Annotated in this window: 12 protein-coding genes; all 12 read left to right on the plus strand. The window is 45.1% G+C overall.

The window, feature by feature from the left end; all coding sequences use genetic code 11:
* Window positions 1-190 precede the first annotated feature (190 nt).
* The 12 genes from BHV83_RS21600 to BHV83_RS21655 all read left to right on the plus strand — a co-directional run bounded on the left by BHV83_RS21600 (window position 191) and on the right by BHV83_RS21655 (window position 14,257).
* On the plus strand, window positions 191-784 hold the full coding sequence (locus BHV83_RS21600; RefSeq protein WP_005635085.1) for an RNA polymerase sigma factor: 594 nt from the start codon (window positions 191-193) through the stop codon (window positions 782-784).
* Window positions 785-1,512: 728 nt separating this feature from the next.
* Window positions 1,513-2,163, plus strand: coding sequence for a ribulose-phosphate 3-epimerase (rpe, locus tag BHV83_RS21605; protein ID WP_005638832.1), 651 nt, complete (start codon window positions 1,513-1,515; stop codon window positions 2,161-2,163).
* Between the two features lie 150 nt (window positions 2,164-2,313).
* Window positions 2,314-3,594: a ComEC/Rec2 family competence protein gene (locus tag BHV83_RS21610; RefSeq protein ID WP_286758050.1), complete on the plus strand. Its 1,281-nt coding sequence runs from the start codon at window positions 2,314-2,316 to the stop codon at window positions 3,592-3,594.
* A gap of 38 nt (window positions 3,595-3,632) precedes the next feature.
* Window positions 3,633-4,682, plus strand: a complete 1,050-nt coding sequence (locus BHV83_RS21615) for a DHH family phosphoesterase (RefSeq protein ID WP_005644117.1) — start codon at window positions 3,633-3,635, stop codon at window positions 4,680-4,682.
* A 54-nt stretch (window positions 4,683-4,736) separates the two neighbouring features.
* Window positions 4,737-5,318, plus strand: a complete 582-nt coding sequence (gene bamK / locus BHV83_RS21620) for a BamK family beta-barrel-assembly machinery protein (RefSeq protein ID WP_005638827.1) — start codon at window positions 4,737-4,739, stop codon at window positions 5,316-5,318.
* A 10-nt stretch (window positions 5,319-5,328) separates the two neighbouring features.
* Window positions 5,329-6,717: a phosphoglucosamine mutase gene (gene glmM, locus BHV83_RS21625; RefSeq protein WP_005638825.1), complete on the plus strand. Its 1,389-nt coding sequence runs from the start codon at window positions 5,329-5,331 to the stop codon at window positions 6,715-6,717.
* Window positions 6,718-7,012: 295 nt separating this feature from the next.
* The gene (locus tag BHV83_RS21630; RefSeq protein ID WP_122205818.1) at window positions 7,013-8,368 is read left to right on the plus strand and encodes a T9SS type B sorting domain-containing protein; all 1,356 of its coding nucleotides are present in this window, start codon (window positions 7,013-7,015) and stop codon (window positions 8,366-8,368) included.
* The gene (locus BHV83_RS21635) at window positions 8,346-9,323 is read left to right on the plus strand and encodes a lytic transglycosylase domain-containing protein (RefSeq protein ID WP_122205817.1); all 978 of its coding nucleotides are present in this window, start codon (window positions 8,346-8,348) and stop codon (window positions 9,321-9,323) included. Before BHV83_RS21630 ends, BHV83_RS21635 begins: the two co-directional genes overlap by 23 nt.
* Window positions 9,324-9,335: 12 nt before the next feature.
* Window positions 9,336-12,188, plus strand: coding sequence for an excinuclease ABC subunit UvrA (gene uvrA, locus BHV83_RS21640; protein WP_122205816.1), 2,853 nt, complete (start codon window positions 9,336-9,338; stop codon window positions 12,186-12,188).
* Window positions 12,185-12,403, plus strand: coding sequence for a hypothetical protein (locus BHV83_RS21645; protein WP_005638815.1), 219 nt, complete (start codon window positions 12,185-12,187; stop codon window positions 12,401-12,403). Before uvrA ends, BHV83_RS21645 begins: the two co-directional genes overlap by 4 nt.
* A 3-nt stretch (window positions 12,404-12,406) precedes the next feature.
* A complete protein-coding gene (locus BHV83_RS21650; protein WP_005638813.1) occupies window positions 12,407-13,015 on the plus strand; it encodes an IMPACT family protein in 609 nt (202 codons plus the stop codon).
* Window positions 13,016-13,063: 48 nt separating this feature from the next.
* Window positions 13,064-14,257: a cation:proton antiporter gene (locus BHV83_RS21655; protein ID WP_005638811.1), complete on the plus strand. Its 1,194-nt coding sequence runs from the start codon at window positions 13,064-13,066 to the stop codon at window positions 14,255-14,257.
* Window positions 14,258-14,360 lie beyond the last annotated feature (103 nt).

Raw genomic sequence — 14,360 nt, forward strand, 5'->3', positions numbered from 1 at the left:
CCCCTGTTCGTACATAAAACGTACGGTCAGGGGGCTTTTTTATGTAAAAATAAAGGAAATGTTTGCCTATTTAAAATACTTTTTGTTCTTTTGCCTTTGTAAATATAAATAATATTATTGTCTAACAATTTTAAATATCGTTGCCTATAGCATAAACATTACTCAAGAAAAAACTAAAAATATAGAAGTAATGAAGACTTTAAGAATGATGACTGACGAAGAGCTGGTCGTTCTTTATGCAGAAGGTAATAATGCTGCTTTCGATGTATTGTTGAATCGTTACAAAAGTAGCATACACTCCTACATTTACTTTATAGTCCATAACAAAGATCTCACAGAAGATATCTTTCAGGAGACTTTTGTCAAGGTGATTATGACCATTAAACAAGGCCGTTATACCGAAAACGGTAAGTTTAAAGCATGGATTACCCGCATTGCTCATAACCTGATTATCGATAACTTCCGTCAGGAACGCAGTGAAAATACGGTTTCAAATGATGAAGTGGAAGTGGATCTATTCAATAATATCAAACTTTGCGACGGCACGATCGAAGATAACATCGTACGCCGTCAGGTATTGTCTGATGTGAAAAAGTTGGTGAAGCACCTTCCCGACAGCCAACGCGAAGTATTGGAAATGCGTTACTATCAAGATCTCAGTTTTAAAGAAATTGCCGATATTACAGGTGTAAGCATCAATACGGCTTTGGGACGTATGCGTTATGCGATCTTGAATATGCGTCGTATGGCGGAAGAAAACAGTATCGAGCTGTCGATGGCTTGATAATAAGAGCCTGTTTAAATTTTGCATTTGTTGGTTGTGAGAGTTGTATTGAGGATGTTTTTCTGTAGGAGATGCCGTCTTTTTTGTTGAAACAGGTGACTTATTTTGCTTCAAACAGTCAGAAAAAGTGCCGAAGATTCCCGTTTACAGGCTTTTTACACCCGGATGTGAACGGTCTTGACATCCGAGTGTGAATGATATCGAGACCCGGGTGTCAATGGGTTTATCTTATTATGTTATTGAAAATAAGTCATGTGAAGAAGAATCTTGGACAGGCGGTTAGACCTACTATCATTGCTTGTGTCTATTGATATTCAATTGATAAAAGGAAATTAGTGATAGTATGACAGTTGTTTTTCAAAATAATCCTATAATAGAATAAAGCAGGCCGATGAGAGCTATGCAAAATTTATTTCAGAGAAATTTAAACAGGCTCTAAAAGTTGAAAATTTATTTTCTTGTCATACAATAAGGAGATAGCTTGCCCGTTTTATTATCAAACAAGATAAAAAACGAGTTGCCTATGAAGAGACTTTCTACTCAATGTATGAATGAAATAGAAAATAAAACAAACAGAAACCGAAAAGAAAGGAAAACAATGCCGCGTCGGCAAACACTTGATTTCCTTACCCAATTTGCGAGGGTTTATCATTCAGAACCCGCTTTACGCACGGAACTCTGTGGTTTAGTAATGAACTGACGTCGTCTTGCAGAAAAGCAAAAAGAGTATGAAACATAAAATAGCACCTTCTCTGTTAGCTGCTGATTTTCTGAACCTGCAGCGGGAAGTGGAAATGATCAACGAGAGTGATGCTGATTGGTTGCATCTGGATATAATGGACGGTGTGTTCGTTCCTAATATATCGTTTGGTTTTCCGGTTCTGGAAGCGTTGAAGCCAATTTGCAAGAAACCGATGGATGTACATCTGATGATCGTGGAACCGCAAAAGTTCATTCCGGAAGTGGCGGCTACGGGCGCTTATATGATGAATGTGCATTATGAGGCTTGTACACATCTGCACCGTACGGTGGCGGCGATCAAAGAGGCGGGAATGAAGGCGGCTGTTACATTGAATCCGCATACGCCGATTTCCCTGTTGGAAGATATCTTGCAGGATTTGGATATGGTATTGCTCATGTCGGTAAATCCGGGTTATGGAGGGCAAAAGTTTATTGAACATTCGATAGATAAAACAGCTCGTCTGAAAGATATGATCCTGGCAAAAGGGTTGAATACCTTGATCGAAGTCGATGGCGGTGTCAATATGCAGACGGCGAAACCTTTGCTTGAGGTGGGGGCGGACGTGCTGGTTGCCGGTAGTTTTGTTTTCCGTTCCCCTGATCCGTTGAAGACGATCCGAGAACTGAAAGATTTATAATGTCGACTCGTAGGGCGGGGTTCTACTCCGCCCAATCAGAAATCGTACCTTTATTGGATGCAATGGCCAGAGTAGACCCTGCCCCTACGGAATGATGCCCTTTGTGTAATACCATCAAGCCTTAAACCAACCATTTCAAAACCTTACATTATGATAAAAGAATTACAGATCCGTCCCTTTGCCCGTCCGCTGCTTGTCTGGATTGCGGGGGCTATACTACAGACCGTTTTTTCGTGTTGTACTTATTCCTGGGTATTACTATTGCTCCCTGTTATTATCCTTACCACAGCCGGTCTTGCCTTGAGAGGGCAGGAGCATTTTTGTTATGAAACCCGTTGGCTGTGGGGAGCGGTATTCTTGTCTCTGTTGCTTTTCCTCTCGATACAAAAGACTGCTTATTCGCAGTTTGAAGCCTCGTCGGAACATCCGACTTCCCTTCTTTCCCGTTGGGCGCGGGAAGAACAGCAACGATTATTGGAGCCGATCGCAAAACTAAATCTGACCGATGAAGAAAAATCTGTACTGGCCACTATTACTGTCGGTTACCGGCAAGCTATGAGCCGGGAGGTGCGGAACCGTTTTTCGGCTACGGGGGTAGCACATATCCTGGCCGTAAGCGGCTTTCATGTGGCAATCGTCTGTGGCTTTTTATCTTTTCTTTTTTCTTTTCTCCCCAGGAATGGATGTTGCCGGTGGATTCGCTACATCTCGCTGCTTGTGCTATTGTGGGGATTTGTTGCGATAACGGGCTTGGCGGTCTCTTCTGTGAGGGCAGCGTTGATGCTTACAATGTATCTGACGGGCGGAGTGTTGGATAGGAGGGCGGAGCGTTATAATATATTGGCGGCTTCCGCTTTTTGCATGTTGGTTTATGAACCCTTGTACTTATTCGACATAGGTTTCCAGCTGAGTTATCTGGCCGTGCTGTCCATCCTTTATTTCCAACCTCGGTTGCAGGCGTTGATAAAAGTGCATAATCCGTTTTTGAGGACACCGTGGGGGTGGGTCACGGTTACTCTGTCGGCACAGGCGGGCACGACTTTTTTATGTCTGTATTATTTCGGGCAGTTTTCGACTGTCTTTTTGTTGACGAACTTGCCGCTTACGTTTCTTGCGACTTTGTTGATACCGGCAAGTTTGGTCTACATGTTTTTGCCTGAATGGATTCCTGGGTATGGCTGGTTGCAGGTTGGGGTGGAATGGTTGGCGCACGACCTGCTTTGGGTTGTCGATGCTTTTAGCCAGGTACCGGGGGCGGTTTTCTCCTTCCGGTTCGATTTTCCTGCGATGCTGGTGGCGTATGGAATGCTTTTGTCTATCCTGTTGTATGGTCATACCGGACGTTCGCGTTATTTGCTCGTCATTCTGTTTTTGTTGTTAATTATACTTCTTGTCCGGGTGATTGAGGATTTAAAGCAGTGTGGAATCTAAAAAAAGTAGTACCTTTGTCATTGAAAATAAGAGAATATATGATTACGAAAATCATTCACGAAGAGAAAATTCAGAAAGCCAAGAAGTACGTCGAGAAAGGCGAAAGTTTTGTAATAGTGACACATGTTACCCCTGACGGGGATGCTATAGGTTCCGCATTGGGACTGTACCATTTTCTGACAGCCTATGGAAAAGATAACGTGACGGTAGTGGTCCCTAACGATTTTCCCCAATTCTATAAATGGATGCCAGGACATAAAGAAATCGTCATTCATGAGAAATATCCTGATTTTGCCGAACAGCTGATCCGGGATGCGGATGTCTTATTCTGCCTCGATTTCAACGAACCCAAGCGTATCGAAAAATTGGCTCCGGCTGTTGTGGCGGCAGAGGGACGTAGAGTGATGATCGACCATCATCTGAATCCGGCTGATTTTTGCCGGGTTACGATGTCATATCCTGAAATGTCGTCTACGAGCGAAATGGTTTTCCGTTTCATCTGCCGTATGGGGATGTTCGACCTGATCAATAAAGATTGTGCCGCTTGTATTTATACGGGTATGATGACGGATACCGGTTCGTTTACCTACAATTCGAATAAGCCGGAAATTTATACGATCATAAGCGAACTGATCAAGAAAGGTATCGATAAGGATTTGATCTACCGGAAAGTGAACCAGGTATATTCGGAAAGCCGTTTACGGATGATGGGATACGTTCTGTATGAAAAAATGAAAGTTTATCCGGAGCAACATGCCGCTCTGATCACGCTTTCGCTGGAAGAGATGAACCGTTTCCATTATGTGACGGGTGATACGGAGGGATTTGTCAATCTGCCGTTGAGCATCGAAAATGTGGCTTTCAGTGTCTTTATTCGCGAAGATAAGGATTATGTGAAGATTTCGCTTCGGTCTGTCGGTGATTTCCCCTGCAACCAGTTTGCAAGCCGCTATTTCAATGGCGGCGGACATAAAAATGCTTCGGGTGGAGAATTTTATGGCTCATTGGCCGATGCTGTTGCCGTATTTGAAAAAGGCCTGGAGGAATTTAATCCTAATAAAACAGAAGATTTAGATAAACATGACTGAGATGTGGCGGAGATTGTATACATTTGCCATTCATTTACAATAAATAGGTAACAGATGAAGAGAGGTTTTTATATCCTGTTGATTATGTGCACCGCCATAATGGTGGTGTCGTGTGACAAGACAAAGTCATACACTGATATGTTGAAGGCCCAGGAGAAAGCTATTGATCGTTTGCGTGCGGATAGTGGATTGGTTTTTCTGGAAGAATTTCCGACTGACAGCATTTTTAAGGAAAATGAATTTGTTGAGTTGGATAATGGTGTTTATCTGAATATCGTCAATAAAGGAAACAGTGAACGTGCGGTACTGGGACAAACGGCGATCCGTTCCCGTTTCATCGCCCGGATGTTTATGGAAAACAGTAGCATGGGAACCGGTACCGTCGACCTGCTCGGTCCTAATTCAAACGGTACACATCCGGTAGAGTTCAGATATGGTTATTATACTTCTTTGAATCCTGATTACTCTTATACATGGGATATGTTTATTTGTGAAGGTTTAGGTGCCGGACTTCCTTACGTGGGAGACAGCGCGGTTGTCAAACTGATCGTTCCGTTTAAACTGATGAGCAGTGATTTTCAAAGCTCAGGGACACCTGTGTTTTTTGAGAAAGTGAAGTATACTTTTATAAAATAAATCTAACTAAATGACACTGATTAAATCTATTTCTGGTATCCGTGGAACAATAGGCGGGAACCCCGAAGACGGGCTCAATCCGTTGGCTATTGTTAAGTTTGTGGCTGCTTATGCTACATTCATTAAGAAAAACACGAAGGTGACAACAAACAAGATCGTGGTAGGTCGTGATGCACGTATCTCTGGTCCGATGGTTAAACAAGTCGTTCTCGGTGCGCTTACGGGAATGGGCTTTGACGTGGTAGATATCGATCTGGCTACTACTCCGACTACCGAGTTAGCTGTTGCCTGGGAAGAAGCTTGTGGCGGTATCATTTTGACTGCCAGCCACAATCCGAAACAATGGAATGCCCTGAAGTTATTGAACGAACGGGGGGAATTCTTGAATGCTGCCGAAGGTGCCGAGGTGCTGAAGATTGCTGCTGAAGAAAGTTTCGTATTTGCTGATGTCGACAATTTAGGAAAAGTCTATGTTAATAATACTTACAATCAAAAGCACATCGAGAGTGTGTTGAAGCTGGATTTGGTGGATGTCGAGGCTATCAGAGCTGCTAATTTCCGTGTCGCTATCGACTGTGTAAACTCGGTAGGCGGTGTTGTTATTCCTGAATTGCTTTCAGCTTTGGGGGTAAAGGAAATTTTCAAGTTACATTGTGCTCCTCACGGTAACTTTGCACATAATCCGGAACCGATCCCTGAAAACCTGACGGAGATCTCCGACCTGATGAAGCATGCCAAAGCCGATGTCGGTTTTGTTGTTGATCCGGACGTAGACCGTCTGGCTATTATCAGCGAAGACGGGGAGATGTTTGGAGAAGAATATACACTGGTGGCTGTCAGCGACTACGTTTTGAGTCATACACCGGGCAATACGGTCAGCAACCTGAGCTCAAGCCGTGCTCTGCGTGACGTTACCCGTGCTCATGGTTGCGAGTACAATGCGGCAGCAGTGGGCGAAGTGAATGTCGTAACGAAGATGAAAGCGACTAATGCTATTATCGGTGGCGAAGGCAATGGAGGTGTGATCTATCCGGCCAGCCATTACGGTCGTGATGCTTTGGTGGGTATCGCCTTGTTCCTGACTCATCTGGCAAAGAAGCAGATGAAGACAAGCGAACTGCGTGCTTCCTATCCTCCGTACTTCATTTCCAAGAAGAAAGTAGAACTGACTCCAGATATCGATGTAGATGCTATCTTGGCAAAAGTAAAAGAGAAATTTGCCCAGTATGATATCACCGATATCGATGGTGTGAAGATCGACTTCCCTGAAAAATGGGTGCATCTGCGTAAGAGCAATACGGAACCGATTATCCGTATTTATTCCGAAGCTCACACGATGCAGGAAGCGGAAGAGATTGGTGACGAGCTGATTCAGATCATTCGCGATATGTGTAAATAATCTTTCATCAAGATAAAAAAGAAAAGAGGTTATGCTTGATTGCATCTCCTCTTTTTTTGTATTTTCGAAACAGATATGTTTTTTAAATGCCAGTCGCTGTCCAAATTGGCAGATATTTTCCTTTCAAACGAAGAATTTCTTTTCAAACAGATAGATACTTTTAGGGAAAACCTTGTATTTTTATGGAACAAAAAGCCACGGTTTTTAAAGGATTGAGGTCTGGATAATACAATAAAAAGGCATTTATCTCCGTATAAATCCGTATAAAATAGTAATTTTGTAAACTAATTAGGTTATGTATATGCTAAGAACGGAAATTAGGAAACTGGGAGGATTGATTTGTTTCTTGTTTGTGATGTTGGCCATCCAGGCACAGCAATATACGGTTACAGGAGGAAATGGGGTTCCTTATTTGTTGGAGAATCCAGGGAATCGTATACGAGTTTATTTGGTGTATGGAATGGATAATGTGGAGATTAGCTATACATCTTCGTCTACTAATCATCAATGGTATCGATATAAGCAAAAGGCATTGGACCGGGAACCTGTTCCGTGTGAACAGAATGGGGAGACATCCGTTGTCCGGAATATAGAGGAGGATGCCGGGTATTATGTGGAAGATCCGGCTTCCGGTTTGAATGGTTGGTATGTATGGATCATTGATTATAGTAAATACGCTTTTAATGTCGAAAGCATTACAGTCAAAGGAAATTGTGACGGCTTTTGGCTGGAAGGTTCTCCGACTGTCCCAGTTATGTATTATTATACCCCGACGGGAAATCGGATAACGGTGAAGCGGGAGTTTAATGTCGCTTATCAGACATTGGAGTGGTCTGAAGACAACAACTATTTTTCGCCCAAGAATGTGCAAAGATCACTGACGGAAGGGCCTTATTCGACAAAGATAAACGATAACGAAACAATTCCGTTGTGCGATACGGAAGTCACACTTTCCGGTGATCAGTTTGCAAAACATTTCGGAATAGAGAAATCAATCACTTCGGATACCTATCAGGCGGTGGCCGTCGAAGTGCATGTCGATACGACGTTTATAATGGATAATGCGAAGAATATGACAGCTGGAGATGGGGAATATATTTCCGCTCCGGCAACGGTCACTTTTCGGGCGTATGCCAATGATCCGGTAGCGACACTGTATACTTGGAAAATATATAGGAGCGATCAGGAAAACGGGATCGAGAATCCGCTGGTGGAATATAGGGATGAGGAGATCGACTATACGTTTACGGAGAAAGGGGATTATACGGCGGTTGCGACTGTCAGCAACGCGACAGGAGAATGCGAGGCGGTTTCCAATTCTATTGAAATCAAGATTGCAGAATCGGAATTGCAGATCCCGAACGCTTTCTCGCCAGGTACGACGCCCGGTATTAATGATGAATTTCGTGTCGCCTACAAATCACTTGTGACCTATAAGTGTTGGATATTTAATCGATGGGGAGTACAGATGTTCCATTCTACTAATCCGGCTGAAGGGTGGGATGGCAAAAAAGGTGGGAAATATGTCGCTCCCGGCGTCTATTTTTATGTGATAGATGCAGTGGGATCGGATGGTATTAAATATAATAAAAAAGGTTCTATAAATATTCTTAGACCCAAGAAGATTGATGATGAAATTATTGAACAGTAATAGTATAGTCGGTTTTGTGGTGGGTAGTGCTGTGTGCCTGACCGCCTGCCTCTCCATTGGTTCGAGTGATTCGGAAAAAGTGAAAGACCAACGTCCGGTCGTTTCATCGGTGACCATGTCGCCTGATATTCCTTCTTCCGTCTCTTTTTGCGGAAAAGATATCGATTTGACGCGTTATAATATGCATGAAGGTTTTGATCGGGAATTGAGTAGTTTTACCTATTTCCATTCTACTACCATGTTGCTGATCAAGCGGGCAAACCGCTATTTCCCGATAATCGAACCGATCCTGAAAGCCAATGGCATTCCGGACGACTTCAAGTATCTGGCGGTGATCGAGAGCCATCTCGATCCACGGGTCTCATCGCCTGCACGGGCAGTGGGGACTTGGCAATTGTTGGAAGGTACGGCCCGTCAGTACGGGTTGACGATAACGCCTACGGTCGATGAACGTTGCGACGTGGCAAAGGCTACCGAAGCTGCCTGCCGTTATCTGAAAGCTGCCTATGAAAAATATGGAGACTGGGCGATGGTCGCATCTTCCTATAACGCTGGTATGGGACGCATATCGGGGGAGCTTGTCAAGCAGGATGCGGATAGTTCGTTCGATCTCTGGCTGGTGGAAGAGACTACCCGCTATGTCTATCGTATCATGGCTATCAAGCAGATATTAGAAGCTCCTTATAAATATGGGTTCGTGCTAAGGGCACAGGATTTGTATAAACCGATCGTATGCGAGAGTGTTGCCGTCTCGACGGATATTCAGGATTTGTCTGATTTCGCCAAGAAGAATGGTGTCACCTATGCCGATTTGAAACGTTTCAATCCCTGGTTGCGAGATCGTAAATTGCTGACAGCAGGAAAAACATATACGATCCGGATCCCGAAAGAATCTGATATGTATTATAAAAGGCCTAACACCTATGTGCATAATCCGGCCTGGGTGGTGAAATAAGAAAACTGAAAAATGATGAAGGATAAGAATGCATTGGAAGGCGGCCGTATTTCCGTTTTAGGCGCGCGTGTCCATAATTTGAAGAATATAGATGTCGACATACCTCGTAACAAGCTCTCCGTAATTACCGGTATGAGCGGTAGTGGTAAATCGTCTTTGGCTTTTGATACGATTTTTGCGGAAGGGCAACGCCGTTATGTGGAGACGTTCTCCGCTTATGCGCGTAACTTCTTGGGAAATATGGAACGGCCGGATGTGGATAAGATCACTGGTCTGAGCCCTGTTATCTCAATCGAGCAGAAAACAACAAACAAGAATCCGAGATCCACAGTGGGGACGACTACCGAGGTTTATGACTTTTTCCGTCTGCTTTATGCAAGGGCGGGAGAGGCTTATTCGTATTTGAGTGGCGAGAAGATGGTGAAATACACCGAGGAGCAGACGCTGGAACTGATTATGAACCAGTATAAGGGGAAGAAGACCTACCTGCTCGCTCCGCTTGTCCGTAATCGTAAGGGACATTATAAGGAACTTTTCGAACAGATGCGGAAAAAAGGCTATCTGAATGTCCGGGTGGATGGTGAGATGAAGGAGATCTTTCATGGCATGAAGCTCGACCGGTATAAGATGCACAGTATCGAGGTTGTGGTCGATAAACTGATCGTTTCGGAATCGGACGAACGTCGTTTGAAAGAAAGCCTGCGTGTCGCTATGAAGCAGGGTGACGGCTTGGTACTCGTGCTGGATGCCGAGACGGACGAAGTGCGCCATTTCAGCCGTCGGCTGATGGATCCGGTGACGGGTTTGTCTTACAGTGAACCGGCTCCCCATAATTTTTCGTTCAACTCTCCGCAGGGTGCTTGCCCGAAATGTAAAGGACTGGGACAGGTCAATTTGTTGGACATGAACAAGATCGTGCCCGATGCGTCGCTCAGTATCTACAGTGGCGGTATCGTGGCGTTGGGAAAATATAAGAATTCACTGATATTCTGGCAGATCGAAGCTATTTGCGAGAAATATGGCGTAACACTGAAAACCCCGATCAAAGACATCCCGGAAGAAGCGATCGATGAGATCATGAACGGGACGGACGAACGCCTGCAAATAAAAAACGATTCGCTGGGTACTTCCAATTATTTCCTGTCGTATGAAGGAGTTGCCAAATATATCCTGATGCAGCAGGAGAGCGAGGCTTCCGCTTCCGCGCAGAAATGGGCGGGACAGTTTATACGGATGGCTACCTGTCCGGAATGTAACGGGCAGCGGTTGAACAAGGAAGCGCTGCATTATAAGATAGCCGGAAAGAATATTGCCGAACTTTCGGCAATGGATATCTCTGAATTGTATGAGTGGTTGGAGGGTGTCGAGGAGCAGTTGAATCCTAAGCAGAGGCAGATTGCTGTCGAAATCTTGAAGGAGATCCGTTCACGTCTGAAATTCCTGTTAGATGTCGGATTGGACTATCTCGCGTTGAACCGTGCTTCGGCGACGTTATCGGGGGGCGAGAGTCAACGCATCCGTTTGGCGACCCAGATCGGTAGCCAGCTGGTCAATGTACTTTATATCTTGGATGAACCGAGTATAGGGTTGCACCAGCGGGATAACGTTCGTTTGATCAACTCGTTGAAAGAGTTGCGCGATACGGGCAACTCTGTTGTCGTGGTCGAGCATGACAAAGACATGATGTTGAATGCGGACTATGTGGTCGATATGGGACCGAAGGCTGGTCGTCTAGGAGGAGAAGTTGTTTTTGCCGGAACTCCCGGAGAAATGTTGAAAGCTGACACGCTTACTTCGGCCTACCTGAACGGGAAGACGGAGATTGCCGTTCAGGTAGAGCGGCGGAAAGGAAACGGACAGTTTATCACGATAAAAGGGGCGAGCGGGAATAATCTGCGGAATGTGGATGTCACGTTCCCGTTGGGTACGCTGATCTGTGTCACGGGCGTGTCCGGTAGCGGAAAGTCTTCTTTGATCAACCGGACCTTGCAGCCGATTCTCAGCCAGCATTTCTATCGTTCCCTGGAAGATCCGTTGCCTTACAAATCAATCGAAGGGATAGACAATGTGGATAAGATAGTCAATGTGGACCAGTCACCGATCGGACGTTCGCCGAGAAGTAATCCGGCTACTTATACCGGCGTCTTTTCAGATATCCGCAATCTGTTTGTGGATCTGCCTGAATCGAAAGTGCGTGGCTACAAACCCGGACGTTTCTCGTTCAATGTCTCCGGCGGACGTTGCGAGACGTGCAAAGGGAACGGTTACAAGACGATCGAGATGAATTTCCTGCCGGATGTGCTGGTTCCCTGTGAAGAATGTCATGGCAAGCGATACAACCGGGAAACGTTGGAAGTCCGCTTTCGCGGGAAATCCATTGCGGATATTCTGGATATGACGATCAATATGGCGGTGGAGTTTTTCGAGAATATTCCCTCGATCTTGTCGAAAGTGAAGGTATTGCAGGATGTAGGCCTGGGCTATATCAAGTTGGGGCAACCTTCCACGACTCTCTCCGGCGGTGAGAGCCAGCGTGTCAAACTGGCGACCGAACTGGCTAAGAAAGATACGGGCAAGACGCTTTACGTGTTGGACGAGCCGACGACCGGTCTTCATTTCGAAGATATACGGGTCTTGTTGGGCGTCCTGAATAAATTGGTGGATAAGGGTAATACGATCATCGTCATCGAGCATAACCTCGATGTCATCAAATGTGCCGACTATCTGATCGATATGGGTCCCGAAGGCGGACGTAACGGCGGACAGGTCCTTTTCACCGGAACTCCCGAAGAAATGGTAAAAGCGAAAACGAAGAGCTATACGGCTCCATTTTTGAAAGACGAATTAAAAAGCGATAAGAAATGAAGAATCCTATTCAGATGATTAAACAATGCGTGGAGAAGGAAGAACCTTACTTTCTGCTGCGCGGACAGGATTTGTGTGCGTTGAAGGCCATCGAAACCTATTATGAGGAGGTGAAGAAGCACGTGAAAGACCCTTATTTTATTGAGGAGATAGGAGAGATAATGAAAGATTTCCGGGCTTTCCGGGAAGAACAGGAAACCCATATACCGGATTAAAAGATGGCGGACGACAGTTACAAGACCATTAAGCAGATAGCTGAAGGGTACTATACGGAGAAGCGCAGCCGCTTTATCTCGTATGCGATCCCGGTGCGTACGGTGGAAGAGGTGAAAGAGCAACTGGACAAATATCGTAAACAGTATTATGACGCCCGCCATGTCTGCTGGGCCTATATGTTAGGTCCCGAACGCCTAACTTTTCGTGCGAACGATGACGGCGAGCCTTCCTCTACTGCCGGAAAACCGATTCTGGGACAGATCAACTCGAACGGGTTGACAGATATCCTGATCGTCGTGATCCGCTATTTCGGCGGAATCGAATTAGGGACGAGCGGTTTGATTGTTGCTTACCGGACAGCCGCCGCCGAAGCAATAGCTGCTGCCGAGATAGAAGAGCGCACTGTTGATGAAGATATCACCATTGCGTTCGAATACCCTTATCTGAACGGAATCATGCGCATTGTCAAGGAAGAGAATCCAGTGATCGTCTCCCAAAAGTTTGAAATGGATTGTGAAATGACTCTTCGTATTCGCAAAGGGGAGGCCGAACGTTTGAAAGCGCGGTTATTAAAGGTGGAAAGTGTCTATATTCCCAGAACCGAATTTTAAGTAAGTTGTTATATTATTATAATTCTAAACAAAAACAATTTGTAAATAATGAAGAAGATTCTTTTATTTTCTTTTTTTCTGATGTTGGGACTGGTTGTATCTCAATTCCTGCCGGCGATGGTAGGTGAGGGGTATTCGTCGGTGAAGACGGTCTCCAATACCCTGTTGTATGTCTGCCTGGCCTTTATCATGATAAATGTGGGGCGGGAGTTCGAAATGGATAAAAGCTGTTGGCGGTCCTATACCGAAGATTATTTTATTGCAATGGCGACGGCTGCTTTCCCCTGGATCTTCGTGGCTTTATATTATATGTTCGTGTTGCTTCCCGATATTTACTGGAACAGTGGAGAAGCTTGGAAAGAAAACCTTTTGTTGAGCCGGTTTGCAGCCCCGACTTCGGCAGGTATATTGTTTACGATGTTGGCGGCGGCAGGGTTGAAATCTTCCTGGGTATACAAGAAGGTACAGGTATTGGCGATCTTCGACGACCTCGACACAATCCTGTTGATGATACCTTTGCAGATCATGATGGTAGGTTTGCGCTGGCAGTTGGGTGTTATCATTCTGATCGTGATGGTCCTGTTGATCATCGGATGGAGAAAGATGGGCAGTTATGACATGCGGCAGGACTGGAAGGCAATTCTTTTTTATGCAGTCTTTACCTGCGGGATCACGCAGGTTGTTTATTTGGTGTCCAAATACTTCTATGGTGAAGATGCCAGCATTCATATCGAGGTTCTGTTACCTGCGTTTGTATTAGGTATGGTGATGCGACATAAGCATATCGATACGAAGGTTGAGCACAATGTGGCGACGGCTGTCTCATTCCTCTTTATGTTCTTGGTAGGAGTCAGCATGCCGGTCTTTTTCGGAGTGGACTTCGCCGTGCAGTCTGCAAAGGCGACAACGATAACCGGAGCACAGCCGATGATGTCCTGGCCAGTGATCATCCTGCATGTCGTGATTGTTTCGTTCCTGTCCAATATCGGGAAACTGTTCCCGCTGTTTTTCTATCGGGAAAGGCGGAAGCGCGAACGTCTGGCACTGTCGATCGGTATGTTTACACGCGGTGAAGTAGGGGCTGGGATTATCTTTATTGCGCTTGGCTACAATTTAGGAGGTCCTGCGCTTATGATTTCCGTGCTCACCATAGTGTTTAATTTAATTTTAACTGGTATATTTGTCGTGTGGGTTGAAAAACTGACCCGCAGCGCTTACGAGCTGGAGCAAGCTGGCAAATAGGCGGACAGTTGTTAGGAAAAAATCAAAGGGAAGCGGTTTGCACGCCGCTTCCCATAAATATTTAAATACCATATGGATAGAACCATCAACGTTATCCTTAAAC

The sequence above is a fragment of the Parabacteroides sp. merdae-related_45_40 genome, assembly GCF_001915675.1.

Coding starts and splice junctions, on each gene's coding strand:
- BHV83_RS21600 (WP_005635085.1), top strand. CDS start 191: ATGAAGACTTTAAGAATGATGACTGACGAAGAGCTGGTCGTTCTTTAT.
- rpe (WP_005638832.1), top strand. CDS start 1,513: ATGAAACATAAAATAGCACCTTCTCTGTTAGCTGCTGATTTTCTGAAC.
- BHV83_RS21610 (WP_286758050.1), top strand. CDS start 2,314: ATGATAAAAGAATTACAGATCCGTCCCTTTGCCCGTCCGCTGCTTGTC.
- BHV83_RS21615 (WP_005644117.1), top strand. CDS start 3,633: ATGATTACGAAAATCATTCACGAAGAGAAAATTCAGAAAGCCAAGAAG.
- bamK (WP_005638827.1), top strand. CDS start 4,737: ATGAAGAGAGGTTTTTATATCCTGTTGATTATGTGCACCGCCATAATG.
- glmM (WP_005638825.1), top strand. CDS start 5,329: ATGACACTGATTAAATCTATTTCTGGTATCCGTGGAACAATAGGCGGG.
- BHV83_RS21630 (WP_122205818.1), top strand. CDS start 7,013: ATGTATATGCTAAGAACGGAAATTAGGAAACTGGGAGGATTGATTTGT.
- BHV83_RS21635 (WP_122205817.1), top strand. CDS start 8,346: ATGATGAAATTATTGAACAGTAATAGTATAGTCGGTTTTGTGGTGGGT.
- uvrA (WP_122205816.1), top strand. CDS start 9,336: ATGATGAAGGATAAGAATGCATTGGAAGGCGGCCGTATTTCCGTTTTA.
- BHV83_RS21645 (WP_005638815.1), top strand. CDS start 12,185: ATGAAGAATCCTATTCAGATGATTAAACAATGCGTGGAGAAGGAAGAA.
- BHV83_RS21650 (WP_005638813.1), top strand. CDS start 12,407: ATGGCGGACGACAGTTACAAGACCATTAAGCAGATAGCTGAAGGGTAC.
- BHV83_RS21655 (WP_005638811.1), top strand. CDS start 13,064: ATGAAGAAGATTCTTTTATTTTCTTTTTTTCTGATGTTGGGACTGGTT.